The organism is Natronococcus amylolyticus DSM 10524, assembly GCF_000337675.1.
In the GTDB taxonomy this organism is placed as follows: domain Archaea; phylum Halobacteriota; class Halobacteria; order Halobacteriales; family Natrialbaceae; genus Natronococcus; species Natronococcus amylolyticus.
In genome coordinates this window covers 37,388-52,797 of sequence record NZ_AOIB01000031.1, presented here as the reverse complement: position 1 = coordinate 52,797, position 15,410 = coordinate 37,388, and the positions used below count along the sequence as shown (strand labels likewise).

The window sequence follows — 15,410 nt, the reverse complement described above, 5'->3', positions numbered from 1 at the left end:
CGCTCTACGGCTCCGCTTGTTCAGTAACGGGCTCGCCGTCGACGGCTCGATCCCGCCCGTCCGCCGCCGAATCCGACGACGATCAGTACCGCTGCGACGAGCAACAGGACGACGGCCGCGACCGGCTGTCCGCTTCCTCCGAAGACGTACACTGCGTAACCGACAGTCCCCGATAGCAACCCCACGAGAAGACTCGAGAACGCCCGAACCGCCTCGAGTCGGCGCGTCTCGGCTTCGCGACCGAGCTGATCGCCGAGCGCGATCGCCCCGTGAGCGAGGTCCCAGGCGACGACGGTCGCGACCGTGGCGACGATCGTCGCCTCGACCGCGGTCGCCTCGAGCCCGCCGGCGACCACCCCGAGGAAGAGCGCGAGCGCGCCAACGTCGACGGCGCGGTGACGGCCGGTTACCAGCCCGACGGTGAAGACGAGCCCGCCAACCGCGCCGAACCCGAGGGCGCTCGCCGACTGGCTCCCCGCGGCGAGGACGACAACGAGGACGACGGCGCCGGCGGTGACGCTCGAGCGAACGGCCGGTCGGCGGGTGATCTCGCTCACCGGCGATCACCCGCGCTCGCGGCTCGCCGGGCGAAGACGGTGTCGATCGACTCGTCGGCGGGCCAGTCGACCACGGGGATCCCCGCCCGCCGGAGGTCGAACTTTCGGACCGTCCTGGCGACGCGGGCCAGTCGCTCGCTGGCGGTGCCGTCGGCGGTCGGATCCGGGCTGACGATCGTGACCGGATACCCCCGGGAGTCGAGCCGGCGCGCGATGTCTTCCGAGACGCCGTCACAAAGCGGCGTCAGGAAGACGATCTGCGTCCCGGTCGCGAGTCGTCGCCTGAGCCCCCGAAGCTGCCAGAGCCACCGCCCCTCGTTCGTCGGCGGGATCGTCGAGAACTGCGGGTGGCTCGCGAGGAGCTCCGCTAGCCGGACCTCGTGGTGGCGACCCGCGGCGGGCGCGAGCCAGCAGGGCTCCTCATCCCGATTCCGGTCGATCGCTCCGAGACCCGCCAGGCCGACAGTGTCACCCTCGGCCAGCAGCGAGGTGGCGATCCGGCCCGCCGCGGCGACCGACCGATCGACGGCGTGGGTGGTCTCGGAGTCGGGCGCCAGGTAGGCGTCCCGTCGGGCGTCGACCAGGACGACGACGCGGGCCGAGCGCTCCTCGTGGAACTGCAGCGTCGCCAGCTCGCCGGTTCTGGCGCGGCGGTTCCAGTCGACCCGAGCGAGGGGGTCGCCCCTCCGGTACTGCCGGACCGAGTGGAAGGTCGTCCCGGCGCCCGCCTCTTCCGTTCGAAGTCGACCCGAGACGGTGGCCCCGGCGGGACGCAGTGGAACCGGTGCTGCGACCGGTTGCAGTTCGGGCTCGCAGACGACCGTCGTCTCCGCGCTGACCAAGTACTCGCGTTCGGTCGAACGCGAGAGGTCGCCGACGACCGCGAGCACGGGATCGAACTCGTGACTGCCGCGCCCGACCGCGACCGAGTACTCGAGGCGAACCGACTCGCCGGGCCGGAGCGCGGTTCCGAGCCGACTCGAGCCCTCGACGACGGCCATCCCTGCGGGGACGCCGTCGACGATCCGGAGGTCAGGGACGAACCCGTCGCGCTCGTTGGTGATCGTCACCGTCACGTCGATCTCGTCGCCGGGTGCGGGCTCGTCGTCGCTCAGCTCGCGATCGACCGAGAGCTCGAGTTCGGGCGGCTCGAACGCCCGGGAGAAGCCGGCGTAGCCGACGCCGACGACGCCGGCCAGGACGACCGCGGGGGCCTCGGAAACGACCCCGACGCCGACGGCCAGCAGCGCGACAACGCCGATTCCGTGCCAGTAGTTCGTCGCGCGCTCGCGGCGCCGTTGGGTGCCGTCGATCGGGTCCGTGGCGGTCCGTGTTCCCCGATCGCGAACGGGTCGTCCCTCGCCGGGGTCGTACCGGGGAAGCGAGCCGTCGCTCTCGCCGTCGCCGACCCTCGCGATGGCGGCGACCGCGCGTCGAACGCCGTCGTCGAACCGCGACCCGGGACCGGCAACGGCGGCGATTCTGTCTCGAACCGATCCCGACGGTCGCTCGAGCGAGGGCGAGAGGAAGGCGGCGGCGACGGCGTCGTCGGTCCACTCCCCGGACTCGACGCGCTCTCGGGCCTGCTCCTCGCCGTCCCCACCGAACCGCGAGCAGACCGCGATCGCCGCAGCTCGAAGCCCCTCGACGGTTCTGCGGCTCGTCACCGCATAGCTCGTCTCGACCGACCGGAAGGCCCCGAGCGACTCCCGGAGGGTTTCGCCCGGGACGGGAACGTCAGTCGGGCGCTCGGGGTCGGGCGTGCCGACGTTTCGGGGCGGCTCGCGGGCAAACAGCGCCCGAAGGCCGATCCCGATCGCGGCGAGACCGACGACGACGATCACCGGCTGTGCGAGTCCGAACTCGAGGACGCCGGCGAGGACGGCAAGCGCGGCGACGAACGCCGCCAGGCCGAACGCCAGCGCGACGGCTCGGCGGTTCACGTTCCGTCGCCTCCGTCGGCGTACTCGGACTCGATCTTCCGGAGGACCGACACGGCCCGTCGCTCCATCGCCGCCGTCGTCTCGCTGTCGCCGTACCTGACGTCCTCGAACAGCCGGGTGAGTTCCTCGACGTGGTCGCGCTCGAGTCCGGCTTCGATCGCGGCGTCGGCGAACTCCCGAGGCGTGCTCGAGTCGGGGCGCTCGACCTCAAGGGGCGCGGTCATCTCCCGCCAGGCGCGGTACACCTCGTTGTCGGCGGCGGTCCCCTCGTCGATTCGGTCGGCCGCGCGACCCGCGGCGGAGCCGACGGCGGCGGCCTCGGCCTCGGTCGGCGCTCGTCCCTTATCTTCGGGTGTCGCTTCAGAGGGCGGAGACGTCGGTTCGGTCGCGTTCCGAGTCAGCAGGAGCCCGCCGACGAAGACGGCGGCGAGAACGGCCAGAACGCCGAGCAACGGGCCCGTGGGCACCGATCGCTCGCCGTCACCCTCCCCGGGCTCACCCCCCTCCTCGCCGATACCTGGCTCCTCGGGTTCGTCGCCGGCCGGCTCCTCGCCGCCGAGCGGGACCGTACCGAGGGACGCCAGCGCGTACGCCAGCCCGAGGGCGACGAGCGCGACGACGAGGGCGATCGCGAGCAGTCGAACGGCGTCCCGGCGGTGGGCCAGCAGGTACCAGACCAGGACGATCGCCAGCAGGGCAACGACGGCGTAGAGGAGGTACTCGAGAAACGGCGGGATCTCGCTGCCGGTCTGGGGGTCGGGTTCGGGCGGCTGTCCGGTTCCCGTTCCGTCCCCGTCGCCAGTTCCCGTCCCACCGGAGCCACCGGTCTCGAGTGGTGAGCGAACGGTCGCCGCGGCCAGCCCGATTGCGACGATCGCGGCGGCCGCGGCGACGAGGCGAACGAGGACGGTTCTTCGTGACACGCGTTGACGGCGGTACGAAGGCGTCGGTAATAAGCGCCGGTCCTTCCGTTTTGTCAACGTCTGGCGCCCGCAGTCGAGGGGATTCGTTGCGCTTAAGTACCCATCGGCGATAGGTGTGAGTGCAATACGTGCAGGGGACGCCGTCCCCGAGTCCGTACGGGCGACGATACAACACACCGTGTCGTGGTAGCCAAGCGGCCCAAGGCGCATGGTTGCTAACCATGTGGCGTCAAGCCTCCGGGGTTCAAATCCCCGCCACGACGTCGGCTTACCCGATCGACGTCCAGTCGGTCGGCTCTGAAACGCGCGCACACCAGACACAGATTCACCACACATGAGCGAGGAAGAACCTCAAGAGCAAGAGGACGAAGACCTTCAGTACTTCGTCCGCATCGGTCAAACCGACCTCGACGGGACGAAGTCCGTCGAACGCTCGCTCTCGGAGATGAACGGGATCGGTCGTCGGACCGCCCGACTCATCGCCGAGAAAGCGGGCGTCGACCGAACGGCAACGTTCGGCCGACTCGACGAAGACGTCATCGACGAGGTCGTGACAGTCGTAGAGAACTACGCCGACGAAGTCCCGGACTGGCTCAACAACCGCCAGAACGACTTCTACACCGGCGAAACAACCCACGAGATCGGCAACGATCTCCAGTTGACCCGACAGCACGACATCAACCGGATGAAGATGATCGACTCCTACAGGGGCGTTCGCCACAAGCGCGGCCAGAAGGTCCGCGGCCAGCGAACGAAGTCCACCGGTCGTACGGAGGGCACCATCGGCGTCAACGTCGAGGAGATCCGCGAGGAACAGGAAGAGGAAGCCGCCGAGGAGGATGACGAATAATGCCGCTCGGAACCGACACCAAGCAGTACGAGACGCCGAATCATCCCTACCAGGGCGAGCGCATCGCCGACGAACACTCGCTGGTCGAGCGCTACGGGCTCTCGAACAAGGAGGAACTCTGGCGAGCGCAGTCCGAGCTTCGTTCCTACCGACGCGAGGCTCGTGACCTGCTCGGTCAGGCACAGGACGACGAGACCGTCATGCGCCGCTCCGAGGAGTTCCTCGGACGGCTCAAGCGCGTCGGCATCCTCAACGAGGCCGACGAGCTCGGCGACGTTCTCTCCCTCGAGATCGAGGACGTCCTCGAGCGCCGTCTCCAGACGGTCGTCTACCGGAAGGGGTTCGCGAACACGACCCAGCAGGCCCGTCAGTTCATCGTCCACGGCCACATCGTGGTCGACGGCCAGCGCCACCGGGTCCCCTCTTACGTCGTCGACATCGACGAGGAGGATCTCGTCGGCTTCGAGGAGAACAGCCCGCTGTCGGACGACCTGCACCCGGAACGCGCGGAGGAGCAATAACATGAGCCAGGACGACGAGAAGTGGGGCGTAGCCCACGTGCACGCATCGTTCAACAACACGATCATGACCGTCACCGACCTCACCGGGTCGGAGACGATCGCCAAGTCCTCCGGCGGGACCGCGGTCAAGCAGAACCGCGACGAGGCCTCGCCGTACGCGGCGATGCAAATGGCCGAGTCGATCGCCGAGGAGGTCAAGGCTGCCGGCATCACGGGCCTGCACGTTCGCGTGCGCGGTCCCGGCGGCAACCTCCAGAAGTCCCCCGGTCCCGGCGCGCAGGCGACGATCCGCGCGCTGGCCCGCTCGGGCATCGAGATCGGGCGCATCGAGGACGTCACGCCGATCCCGCACGACGGATCGCGCGCACCCAAAGGCAAGGGCGGCTACTAACCCATGAGTGAGGAGTACGACGTCGAGTTCGTCGAACGCGGGAATCGAGAGGGTCGATTCCTCGTCCGCGGGATCACCCCCGCGTTCGCCAACGGGATCCGTCGCGCGATGGTCGCCGACGTCCCGACGATGGCGATCGACACCGTCCGGTTCGTCGAGAACTCGTCGGTGATGTTCGACGAACAGCTCGCCCTGCGACTCGGGCTCGTTCCGCTGACGACCCCGCCGGAAGGCGAGTTCGTCGAGGACGACACCGTGACGCTCTCGATCGACGTCGAAGGACCGGCCACCGCCTACTCGGGCGATCTCGTCTCGAGCGACTCGCTCGTCGAAGCCGCCGACGAGAACGTCCCGATCATCGAGCTCAAAGAGGGCCAGCGCCTCGAGGCCGAGGCCGAGGCCCGACTCGAGCGCGGGAAGAACCACGCGAAACACCAGGGCGGGGTCGCGGTCGGCTACCGACACCTCCAGCGCGTGGAGGTCGTCGACGACCTGCCGGAGTTCCAGGAGCCCGAATCCCAGATCGTCCGGGGAGTCGTCGAGGAGAACGGTGAACTCGTGCCGACAAGCGAGTTCGACCACGACCTCTCGACCCGCCATCCCGGCAAGGAGGTCCATCTGGAGGACGTCCCGAACGCCTTCGTCTTCCACGTGGAGACGGACGGCTCCTTCAGCGTCGAAGAACTGGTCACGCGAGCCGTCGACTCGATCGAGGCGCGCGCGACCGAACTCGAAGAGGCAGTACAGCTATAATATGATCCGACGCCCCCAAACCCACGTCGCCGACGCGTTCCTCGCCAGCGCCGTCTCCAGCGAGACTGGCGGGACGTCGGCAGCTCGAATCGAAAGGGGTTTGAAGGGGCGACGGGTAGACGGAAGTGCGAGCAGGGATAGCCAAGTCAGGCCAACGGCGCAGCGTTCAGGGCGCTGTCTCGTAGGAGTCCGCAGGTTCAAATCCTGCTCCCTGCATTTTTCGGCTCGACCGAACGGAAGAGCCGCAAAAATGGAACGCACGGGTTTGAGCTACGGGAGTCGCGACAGCGTCTCCCGACGGTTCAAATCCTGCTCCCTGCATCCACTTCTCAGCAATCAACTGCACCGACGAGACAGTTTCCCGTCTCGTCGCGTGCCCGCAGTATTTGGAGGAAACCAATGAGTAGCAAAACCAATCCGAGGCTCAACGATCTCATCGCCGAGCTGAAGTCGACGTCCCGGGAACGGGACGCCGACGTCTGGCAAGACGTTGCGGATCGACTCGAGAAGCCCCGGCGTACTCACGCCGAGGTCAATCTGGGCCGTATCGAGCGATACGCACGCGAGGAAGAGACCGTCGTCGTTCCCGGCAAGGTGCTGGGATCCGGCGCACTACAGAAAAACGTCACCGTCGCCGCCGTCGACTTTTCGTCCTCCGCAGAGACGAAGATCGAACAGGTCGGCGACACCGTCCCGCTCGAGCAGGTGCTCGAGAACAACCCCGAGGGAGCCAACGTCCGGGTGATTCGATGAGCATGGCAGAGTTCGAAGCAGACGTCGTCGTCGACGCTCGAGACTGCATTCTCGGCCGCGTCGCAAGCCAGGTCGCACAGCGTGCCCTCGACGGAGAGCGCGTCGCGATCGTCAACGCAGAGGACGCCGTTATCACCGGCGACGCCGAGGACGTCTTCGGAACCTACCGCAAGCGTCTGGAGCTTGGCTCCGACAGCGGTCCGTACTACCCGAAGCGACCCGACACGATCCTCAAGCGCTCCGTTCGCGGCATGCTGCCGTACAAGAAGCCCCGCGGCCGGGAGGCGCTCGACAACGTTCGGGTCTACGTCGGCAACCCCTACGAGGACGACGAGGCAGAGGTCCTCGAGGACACGTCGCTCGATCGGCTCTCGAACATCCGCTTCGTGCACCTGCACGAGGTCAGCGAACAGTTAGGTGCTAACGTCACATGGTAACGAACACGAGTGGAAAGAAGAAGACCGCCGTCGCCCGCGCAACCGTTCGCGAGGGCGAGGGCCGCGTCCGTATCAACTCGAAACCGGTCGAACTGGTCGAACCGGAGATGTCGCGACTCAAGATGCTCGAGCCGTTCCGCATCGCCGGCGACGAACTCCGCGACGAGATGGACATCGAGATCCACGTCGAGGGTGGCGGCATCAGCGGACAGGCTGACGCCGTCCGCACCGCCATCGCTCGCGGGATCGTCCAGCACACCAACGACGCCGAGCTCCGCGACGCCTACATGGAGTTCGACCGCTCGCTGCTGGTCAACGACGTTCGCCAGTCCGAACCGAAGAAGTGGGGCGGCCCGGGCGCTCGGGCTCGCTACCAGAAGTCCTACCGCTGAGGTGATTCACATATGATGGTACCGGTCCGGTGTTTCACCTGTGGAAACGTCGTCGGCGAACACTGGGAGGAGTTCGACGAGCGAGCCAACCAGGGCGACGAGGACCCACAGGAGGTGCTCGACGATCTCGGCGTCGACCGCTACTGCTGTCGGCGGATGCTCGTCAGCCACACCGACCTCGTCGACGTGGTCTCACCATACCAGTAACAATGCAACAGGAACGCCACAACCGATACGAGAAGGCACGCATTCTGGGCGCGCGAGCGCTACAGATCTCCTACGGTGCGCCGGTGCTGATCGAGACGGATCGGAGCGAGCCGATCCTGATCGCCGCCGAGGAGTACGACGCCGACGTGCTCCCCTTTACCGTCAACCGGGGGCCGAAGCGATGACGCTCGTCACCGACGTCCGGCTCCGCCGGATCCTCGACTCGCGTGGCAACGCCACGGTCGAGGCCGACGTCGTCACCGAGAGCGGTGGCTTCGGCCGCGCCGCGGCACCGAGCGGGGCGAGTACCGGCGAGTTCGAGGCGATCGAACTGCCGGCCGGCGAGGCGATCGCCGCGGCCCGCGAACACGCCGTACCGCGACTCGTCAACGAGACCTACGCGGGCAACCAACGCGAGATCGACGCCGCACTGCGGGCCGCCGACGGCACCGACGACTTCTCGAAGATCGGCGCCAACAGCGCGGTCGCGATCTCGATGGCCGCCGCGAAGGCCGGCGCCGACGTGCTGGGCGCGCCGCTGTTCCAGCATCTCGGCGGCACCTTCCGGGGCGAGAACTTCCCGACGCCGCTTGGCAACGTCGTGGGCGGGGGCGAACACGCCGCCGACGCGACCGACATCCAGGAGTTCCTCGCTGCACCCGTCGGCGCGCCGAGCGTCGAGGACGCCGTCTTCGCCAACGCCGCCGTCCACGGCGAGGTCGCCGATATCCTCGAGGAGCGCGACTACCCCTCGGGAAAGGGCGACGAGGGCGCGTGGGCGCCATCAATCGACGACGAGGAGGCGTTCGAGATCGTCGAGGAGGCCGTCTCACGGGTCGAAGACGAGGTCGGGTTCACGATCGGCTTCGGACTCGACGTCGCGGCCGCGGAGATGTACGACGCCGACTCGGAAACCTACGAGTACGAGTCGGCGGGCGTCAGCCGCGACACCGACGAGCAGATCGAGTACATCGCCGATCTGGTCCGCGAGTACGACCTGGTCTACGTCGAGGATCCCCTCGACGAGAACGACTACGACGCCTTCGCCGACCTCACCGACGAGGTCGGCGAGCAGACGCTGGTCTGTGGCGACGACCTGTTCGTCACGAACACCGACCGACTGCGGGAGGGAATTGATCGCGACGCGGCAAACAGCATCCTTATCAAGCCGAACCAGATCGGGACGCTGACCGACGCCTTCGACGCGATCGAACTCGCGACCGAGCACGGCTATGACTCGGTCGTCTCCCACCGTTCGGGCGAGACCGAGGACGCGACGATCGCACACCTCGCCGTCGCAACCGACGCGCCCTTTATCAAGACGGGCGCCGTCGGCGGCGAGCGAACCGCCAAGCTCAACGAGCTCATCAGAATCGCAGACGACGCGACATGACAGACGAAAACGCAACCCAGGAAGGGCTCGACGCCGCCGACGAAGAGATCGACGAGGAGCCGGCCGAAGGGCCCGGCCCCGCCGCCGATCCCGACGAGGACGTCGAGCCTGCTGACGAACAGCCCGCCGAGGCCGAGGAGGCCGAGGCCGAAGAAGACGCAGGACCCTCGCTCGACGACGACGTCATGAGCGACGAGGAGGCCGACCTGCTGATCCCCGTCGAGGACTACCTCGGCGCCGGCGTCCACATCGGGACCCAGCAGAAGACCAAGGACATGGAGCGGTTCATCCACCGCGTCCGGACCGACGGCCTCTACGTGCTCGACGTCTCGAAGACCGACGGCCGCATCCGCACGGCCGCGAACTTCCTCTCGAACTACGACCCGGAGCAGATCCTGGTCACCTCGAGCCGCCAGTACGGTCGGTTCCCGGCCGAGAAGTTCGCCGAGGCCGTGGGCGCTCGCGCCCGCACCGGCCGCTTCATCCCCGGCACGCTCACGAATCCGAAGTACGACGGCTACATCGAACCCGACGTCGTGGTCGTCACGGACCCGATCGGCGACGCCCAGGCCGTCAAGGAGGCGATCACCGTGGGTATCCCGGTCATCGCGATGTGTGACTCGAACAACCAGGTCAGCAACGTCGACCTGGTCGTCCCGACCAACAACAAGGGTCGCAAGGCCCTCTCCGTGGTCTACTGGCTGCTCGCCAACGAGGTTCTCGACCGCCGCGGCGCCGAGCCGTCCTACGCGCTCGAGGACTTCGAGAGCATGGTGTAGCCGACGGATTCGATTTTCTCACGATCGTCAATCGTCGCTTCGGAGCGATAGCGTTAGGGTTCTTCCCTGTGAAACGAACTGTATGCTCGAGCACGTCTTCGAGTTCGAAGAGAAGAAAATGCCGTTGCCGGTGTTGCTGTCGACGATCGGCCTGATGGTGCTTTTCGCGGTCGGGCTCGTCTACCGGCTGGTTTCGTTCGCCGTTCTATAGGGTCGACCGGCGCGAGCGGAGCGATCCGGCACGATGAGCGCCGCATCCGGACACAGTCAACTATTAACCGCCGTCGTTCGAACGGCCGGGTATGACACGCTCGAGCGCCCCCGGCAAGGTCTATCTCTTCGGGGAGCACGCGGTCGTCTACGGCGAGCCCGCGGTGCCGTGTGCGATCGAACGACGGGCGCGCGTCGGCGTCCGGCGACGCGACGACGGAAAGCTGCGCGTTCACGCCGAGGACCTCAGTTTGGACGGCTTTACCGTCGAGTACGGCGGGAGCGCGGACGAACAGCCCGACGTCGACGTCTCCGAGTCGCTGGTGACGGCGGCGATGGGCTACGTCGACGGCGCGATCGAACAGGTGCGGGACGTCACCGGCGAGAAGACGGTCGGCTTCGACGTCACTATCGAGAGCGACATCCCGCTGGGTGCGGGACTCGGCTCCTCCGCAGCAGTGGTCGTCGCCGCTATCGACGCTGCAACCCGCGAACTGGGAGTCGAACTCGAGCCAACCGAGATCGCCGAGCGCGCCTTTCGGACCGAGTACGAGGTTCAGGACGGCCAGGCCTCCCGCGCGGACACCTTCTGCTCGGCGACGGGTGGGGCGGTCCGCGTCGAGGGCGACGACTGCGGCTCGATCGAGGCCCCCGACCTCCCGCTCGTGATCGGGTTCGACGGCGGCGCGGGCGATACGGGGCAGCTCGTCGCGGGAGTCAGAGCGCTCCGCGAGGAGTACCCCTTCGCCGAGGACACCGTCGCGGCGATCGGCGACGTCGTTCGCAACGGCGAGGAGGCCCTCGAGGCGGGCGATCTCGAGGAGGTCGGTCGCCTGATGAACTTCAACCACGGGCTGCTGTCGGCGCTGGGGGTGTCCTCGCGCTCGCTGGACTCGATGGTCTGGGGGGCGAGAGACGCCGGCGCCTACGGCGCGAAGCTAACGGGGGCCGGCGGCGGCGGCTGTATCGTCGCACTCGATCCGACCGACGAGACCGAGACCGCCCTCTCGTACACGCCCGGTTGTGAGGAAACCTTCCGCGCCGAACTCGCCGAGACGGGGGTGGAGCGACTCGAATGATCGTCCTGAAACTCGGCGGCAGCGTCGTCACCGACAAGGACCGCGCGGAGACCCTGGACGGCGAGGCGCTCAGCCGGGCGGCCGACGCCGTCGCCGATGCGCTCGAGTCTCCCTCGGAATCGCTCGCCGAGGGGCTCGTCGTCGTCCACGGGGGCGGGAGCTTCGGCCATCACAACGCCAGCGAGCACGGGGTCAGCACGACCGCGGGAACGCACGATCCGGCCGCAATACAGGACATCCACGGAGCGATGACGACGCTGAACGCGTTCGTGCGCTCGCGGCTGCTCGAGCGCGACGTCCCCGCGGTCCCGATCCACCCCTTTTCGGTAGGTCATCGCGACGCCGACGGCGAACTCCACCTGCCGACGGGACAGGTCCGAACGCTGCTCGAGGAGGGGTTCGTCCCCGTCCTCCACGGCGACGTGATCGCTCACGCGGGCGAGGGGGCGACGATCGTCAGCGGCGACGAACTCGTCGCCGAACTCGCGCGCGCCCTCGAGGCCGACCGGATCGGGCTCTGCTCGACGGTTCCGGGCGTACTCGACGACGACAATTCGGTCATCGACCGCATCGAATCCTACGGGACCGTCGCCGACGTCCTCGGCGAGAGCGAGGCGACTGACGTCACCGGCGGAATGGCCGCGAAGGTGCGGGCGCTGCTCGCACTCGAGGCCGACGCGTCGATCTTCGGGCTCGAAGGGCTCGAGGGGTTCCTCGAGGGCGAGGGGGCGGGGACGACGATCGAATAGCGCGTCGGTGACGTTCGTCGTCGCCGAACGGTCGCTCCGCGGTGAGGAAACGATTATCGAGAGCGGGGCTGTACGCTCACTATGTCTATTGGTAGCACACCAGCGGCGCCGCGAGAGGCGATCGACGACGTCGCCTACCTCGTTCGATCGGAACACCGCGTTCCGGCGCTGGCCGCGATGGCGGCTCGTCCGCGGACCCGCGGCGAACTCCGCGAGCTAACCGGGGCGTCGCCGTCGACGACTCGACGAACGCTCCGGGGCTTCGACGACCGCGGCTGGGTTCGTCGCGACGGATATCGATACCGGGCGACCGCGCTTGGGGCGGCCGTCGCCAGCGGGATGGAGACGCTGCTCGCCCTGATCGAAACCGAGCGAACGCTGCGGGGCGTCTGGACCGAGCTGCCGGACGCGATCCTCGAGCTCGCCCTCGAGCAGCCGGGACGGACGACTGTGACCGTTGCCGAACACGACACGCCGTATCGGCCGGTAAACCGGTTCCGATCGCTGCTTCACGAGACCGACCGGTTCAGGTTCGTCGGATTCGACGTCGGGCTCTACGATCCCTGTACGGACGTGTTCGGTCGACGCGTCCTCGACGGGATGGACACGGAGCTGATCGACTCACCCGACGTCGCCGCGTACATGCTGTCGACGTATCCCGAACGGTGTGCCAGGCTCCTCGAGACCGAGAACCTGACCGCGCTGGTTCACGACGAGCTGCCGTCCTACGGGATCAGCAGGCTCGACGACCGGGTCGCCGTCAGCGGCTACGACCCCGACAGCGGCGGCGTGACGGTGCTCGTCGATACGGACCTCCCCGAGGCCCGCGAGTGGGCCGACGCGGTCTACGCGACCTACAGGAGCGAGGCCCGCCCGCTCGAGCCCGAACGGGTCGAGGATGTAGAGATCGAAGCCTAACACGGGGCTCCGGCGGCAGGCGAAACTGCAGCTGTCAGTCGAACAGCACCCGATTCAGAATCGGTCGCAGGAACGACCCCCGGCGCGTCTTCTTCGAGTGGACCAACAGTACGGGCTGTTCGATCGCCGCGGCGAGTCGATCCGACCGTCGTTCGACGAACAGGTCCGGCAGCCGACGGTGGGTGACGGTACTCAGCATCACCAGATCGGCCGATTCGAGCGCTTCGGAGAGCCCCTCGACCTCGTCGTCGGTGCGAACGATCGTCGAGTCGACGGGGACGGTACAGAGATCGTCGAGGTCGTCGTGGTATTCCTCGACCGTCTCGAGCAGTTCCTCCGGTGCGTCCTCGGAGACCGCAAAGAGGAACCTGACCGACGCCCCCAGCGTATCGGCCATCGCGTCCGCGAGCTCGACCTTGAGCGGGTCGTTGAAGGGGCTGCGATCGGTGACGACCGCGATCTCGTCGATCTCACCGCGCTGTTCGTGCTGGACGAAGACGACGTCACAGGGGGCGTGTTCCATGATCCAGTCCGCGTCCCGGCCGAACAGGGTCTCGAGCCGACTCGTCGGCCGCTGGCGAGCCAACACGAGGTCCGCCCCGGTCCGTTCCGCGAAGTTGACGACCGCGTGGCGGCTGTCGTGGCTGACGATCTCGCCGACCTCGACGGGCACCTCGAGGTACCGCACCAGGTGGTCGGTCCGGGTCTCGAACTCGACGTCCTCGGTGGTGAGCTCGTCGGCTGCGGTGTCGAGGGGAACCTGGTCGGGTACCTCGTCGAACCGGACGACGCGGATCCGCCCGCCACGGCGGCGAACGATCGGTGCGGCCATCTGGATCAGGGCGTCCTCCTGCTCGCGGGTTACGTCCCGCCGGATCGGGATGAGGACTTCGTACTGGTCGGATCGCTCGAGCTGGGCTTCCGTGTCGCGGACGAACTGTCGTCCCGCTTCGCGGCGCGCGAGGCCCTTCGCGATTCCCTCGCGCTCGACACGTTCCTGGGCGTACAGCTTGTACCAGACGAACCCGCCGATGACGATCCCGACCGAGCCGACGATCGGGAGCAGCTCCATCCGGGAGATGATGAACACGCCCGAAGCGATGCCGAACAGCTGGACCCACGGGTAGCCGGGCGTGGAGAACTCGGGGTCGTACCACTCCAGATCGCGTTCGCGAAATGCGATGAGGGCACCACAGACCAGGATGTAGACGAGGATCTGGAAGGCGCCGGCGGATTTGGCGATCTGTTCGACGTCGAGCGTGAGGATCGCGAGAATCATGATCGCGCCGGTGGAGAGGATCGCGACTGCCGGAGTCGCGAATCGCGGGTGGATATACTCGAAGATATCCAGAAAGAGATCATCGCGACTCAACGCGAGCGGATACCGCGAGGCCGTCAGGATACCCGCGTTGGCGGTACTGACCAGGGCCAGCAGTGCGGCCAGAACGATCGCGTACAGGAACAGTTCGCCAAACAGCAGGTCGACCGCCTCGGCCATCGGCGCCTCCTCCCCGGCCAGTGCTTCGCCCTCGATGACGCCGACGAGGACGAACACCAACAGGGCATAGAGGATTGAGGTCGCGACCAGCGAGACGAGGAGTCCAAGCGGAAGGTTCCGGCCCGGGTCCTCGATCTCCTCGGCGACGGCCGCGACCTTCGTGACGCCGGCGTAGGAGACGAGCACGGTCGCGGTCGCGGTGAACACGCCACCCATCCCCTCGGTGAAGAACGGATCGTAGTTCGCGCCGTCGACTTGGATGATCGATCCGGCGACGAACACCGACAGGATCACCAGCATGACGACGACCATGATCAGTTGTAGTCCGCCGGTCTGTTTGACCCCGATCAGGTTGATAACGATGAGAACGACTGCGAACGTCACCGCCACCGCCTCGACGCTCGGCAGCGCCATCACGGCCTCGAGGTAGAACATGCCGCCGACGAGCGCGAGCGCCCCCTTCAACATCAGCATGAGCCAGGTCCCGAGCCCGGCGATCGTCCCCATCGCCGGCCCCATCCCTCGCTCGATGAAGACGTAGTCCCCGCCAGCTTCCGGCATCGCCGTCCCCAGCTCGGCGATACTGAGTGCGGCGGGAACGACCAGGATCGCCGCGACCACGAACGCGAGGATCACGGCGGGGCCGGCTTCGGCCATCGCGATCCCGGGCAGGATGAAGATCCCGCTGCCGATCATCGCGCCCATGCTGATCGCGATTACGGCAGACAGCCCCAGGTCGCGCTCGAGATCCTTCGTCATCGGACGATGGTTTTCCGCGAGCGCTAAGAAACGTTGGTGTTTCGGAACCGATTGCGAAGCCGTCGCCGCTACGTTCGATACACATCAATCATCTGCGGCCGAAAGCGAACGATCGGGCGGTTCGAGAGCCGATCGACGGCTCGGCGCGCTCGCCGTGACCCAACCCACTGCGTTTTTAACACCCGAGCGTGTAGGTAGGGCCAACGTACCCGCGGGCAAGTGCGTTCGGGCCTCACGGCGTTTCCGGAGGCCGACTGGCGGAATACCCTGCCACGAACGCATAGCGGGATGGCCGACG

The 15,410-nt window shown here is 67.4% G+C and carries 19 protein-coding genes and 2 tRNA genes; 17 read left to right on the top strand and 4 right to left on the bottom strand.

What is annotated here, in order from left to right:
- Positions 1 to 20 precede the first annotated feature (20 nt).
- Genes C491_RS15490 through C491_RS15480 form a run of 3 tightly spaced genes read right to left on the bottom strand, consistent with a single transcriptional unit; the run spans position 21 to position 3,423 of the window.
- Positions 21 to 557: a DUF7519 family protein gene (locus C491_RS15490; protein WP_005557967.1), complete on the bottom strand. Its 537-nt coding sequence runs from the start codon at positions 555 to 557 to the stop codon at positions 21 to 23.
- A complete protein-coding gene (locus C491_RS15485; RefSeq protein ID WP_005557965.1) occupies positions 554 to 2,500 on the bottom strand; it encodes a DUF58 domain-containing protein in 1,947 nt (648 codons plus the stop codon). The genes C491_RS15490 and C491_RS15485 overlap by 4 nt, the downstream gene beginning before the upstream one ends.
- Positions 2,497 to 3,423: a DUF4129 domain-containing protein gene (locus tag C491_RS15480; protein WP_005557963.1), complete on the bottom strand. Its 927-nt coding sequence runs from the start codon at positions 3,421 to 3,423 to the stop codon at positions 2,497 to 2,499. Before C491_RS15480 ends, C491_RS15485 begins: the two co-directional genes overlap by 4 nt.
- A 180-nt stretch (positions 3,424 to 3,603) precedes the next feature.
- On the opposite strand from C491_RS15480, the gene C491_RS15475 reads away from it, so the two are divergent.
- The 17 genes from C491_RS15475 (at position 3,604) to C491_RS15400 (ending at position 12,855) form a co-directional block, all read left to right on the top strand.
- A tRNA-Ser gene (locus tag C491_RS15475) sits at positions 3,604 to 3,686 on the top strand.
- A gap of 71 nt (positions 3,687 to 3,757) precedes the next feature.
- On the top strand, positions 3,758 to 4,273 hold the full coding sequence (locus C491_RS15470) for a 30S ribosomal protein S13 (RefSeq protein WP_005557961.1): 516 nt from the start codon (positions 3,758 to 3,760) through the stop codon (positions 4,271 to 4,273).
- Entirely contained in the window at positions 4,273 to 4,794 is a 522-nt protein-coding gene (locus tag C491_RS15465) for a 30S ribosomal protein S4 (RefSeq protein ID WP_005557957.1), read from the top strand. Before C491_RS15470 ends, C491_RS15465 begins: the two co-directional genes overlap by 1 nt.
- A 1-nt stretch (position 4,795) precedes the next feature.
- Positions 4,796 to 5,185: a 30S ribosomal protein S11 gene (locus C491_RS15460; protein ID WP_005557955.1), complete on the top strand. Its 390-nt coding sequence runs from the start codon at positions 4,796 to 4,798 to the stop codon at positions 5,183 to 5,185.
- Positions 5,186 to 5,188: 3 nt separating this feature from the next.
- Positions 5,189 to 5,938, top strand: a complete 750-nt coding sequence (locus C491_RS15455; RefSeq protein WP_005557953.1) for a DNA-directed RNA polymerase subunit D — start codon at positions 5,189 to 5,191, stop codon at positions 5,936 to 5,938.
- Between the two features lie 131 nt (positions 5,939 to 6,069).
- Positions 6,070 to 6,154, top strand: a tRNA-Leu gene (locus tag C491_RS15450).
- 183 nt (positions 6,155 to 6,337) lie between these two features.
- Positions 6,338 to 6,691 carry a 50S ribosomal protein L18e gene (locus tag C491_RS15445; RefSeq protein WP_005557951.1) on the top strand — a complete coding sequence of 118 codons (354 nt, stop codon included), beginning with the start codon at positions 6,338 to 6,340 and terminating at the stop codon, positions 6,689 to 6,691.
- Entirely contained in the window at positions 6,688 to 7,128 is a 441-nt protein-coding gene (locus tag C491_RS15440) for a 50S ribosomal protein L13 (RefSeq protein WP_005557949.1), read from the top strand. The genes C491_RS15445 and C491_RS15440 overlap by 4 nt, the downstream gene beginning before the upstream one ends.
- On the top strand, positions 7,122 to 7,520 hold the full coding sequence (locus tag C491_RS15435; RefSeq protein WP_005557947.1) for a 30S ribosomal protein S9: 399 nt from the start codon (positions 7,122 to 7,124) through the stop codon (positions 7,518 to 7,520). The genes C491_RS15440 and C491_RS15435 overlap by 7 nt, the downstream gene beginning before the upstream one ends.
- 12 nt (positions 7,521 to 7,532) lie before the next feature.
- Complete coding sequence (locus tag C491_RS15430; protein ID WP_005557945.1) at positions 7,533 to 7,727, top strand: DNA-directed RNA polymerase subunit N; 195 nt, start codon at positions 7,533 to 7,535, stop codon at positions 7,725 to 7,727.
- A gap of 2 nt (positions 7,728 to 7,729) precedes the next feature.
- Positions 7,730 to 7,912, top strand: a complete 183-nt coding sequence (locus tag C491_RS15425; protein ID WP_005557944.1) for a DNA-directed RNA polymerase subunit K — start codon at positions 7,730 to 7,732, stop codon at positions 7,910 to 7,912.
- Positions 7,909 to 9,120: a phosphopyruvate hydratase gene (gene eno, locus C491_RS15420; RefSeq protein WP_005557942.1), complete on the top strand. Its 1,212-nt coding sequence runs from the start codon at positions 7,909 to 7,911 to the stop codon at positions 9,118 to 9,120. The genes C491_RS15425 and eno overlap by 4 nt, the downstream gene beginning before the upstream one ends.
- Positions 9,117 to 9,899, top strand: a complete 783-nt coding sequence (gene rpsB / locus C491_RS15415) for a 30S ribosomal protein S2 (protein ID WP_005557940.1) — start codon at positions 9,117 to 9,119, stop codon at positions 9,897 to 9,899. The genes eno and rpsB overlap by 4 nt, the downstream gene beginning before the upstream one ends.
- Positions 9,900 to 9,981: 82 nt before the next feature.
- Positions 9,982 to 10,110 carry a hypothetical protein gene (locus C491_RS24015; RefSeq protein WP_275040016.1) on the top strand — a complete coding sequence of 43 codons (129 nt, stop codon included), beginning with the start codon at positions 9,982 to 9,984 and terminating at the stop codon, positions 10,108 to 10,110.
- A 91-nt stretch (positions 10,111 to 10,201) separates the two neighbouring features.
- Entirely contained in the window at positions 10,202 to 11,188 is a 987-nt protein-coding gene (gene mvk / locus C491_RS15410; protein WP_005557938.1) for a mevalonate kinase, read from the top strand.
- Positions 11,185 to 11,937 carry an isopentenyl phosphate kinase gene (locus C491_RS15405; RefSeq protein WP_005557937.1) on the top strand — a complete coding sequence of 251 codons (753 nt, stop codon included), beginning with the start codon at positions 11,185 to 11,187 and terminating at the stop codon, positions 11,935 to 11,937. Before mvk ends, C491_RS15405 begins: the two co-directional genes overlap by 4 nt.
- 81 nt (positions 11,938 to 12,018) lie before the next feature.
- The gene (locus C491_RS15400; protein WP_005557936.1) at positions 12,019 to 12,855 is read left to right on the top strand and encodes a helix-turn-helix transcriptional regulator; all 837 of its coding nucleotides are present in this window, start codon (positions 12,019 to 12,021) and stop codon (positions 12,853 to 12,855) included.
- Positions 12,856 to 12,889: 34 nt separating this feature from the next.
- Here C491_RS15400 and C491_RS15395 read toward each other — a convergent pair whose 3' ends face one another.
- Positions 12,890 to 15,112: an amino acid permease gene (locus C491_RS15395; RefSeq protein WP_005557935.1), complete on the bottom strand. Its 2,223-nt coding sequence runs from the start codon at positions 15,110 to 15,112 to the stop codon at positions 12,890 to 12,892.
- Positions 15,113 to 15,410 lie beyond the last annotated feature (298 nt).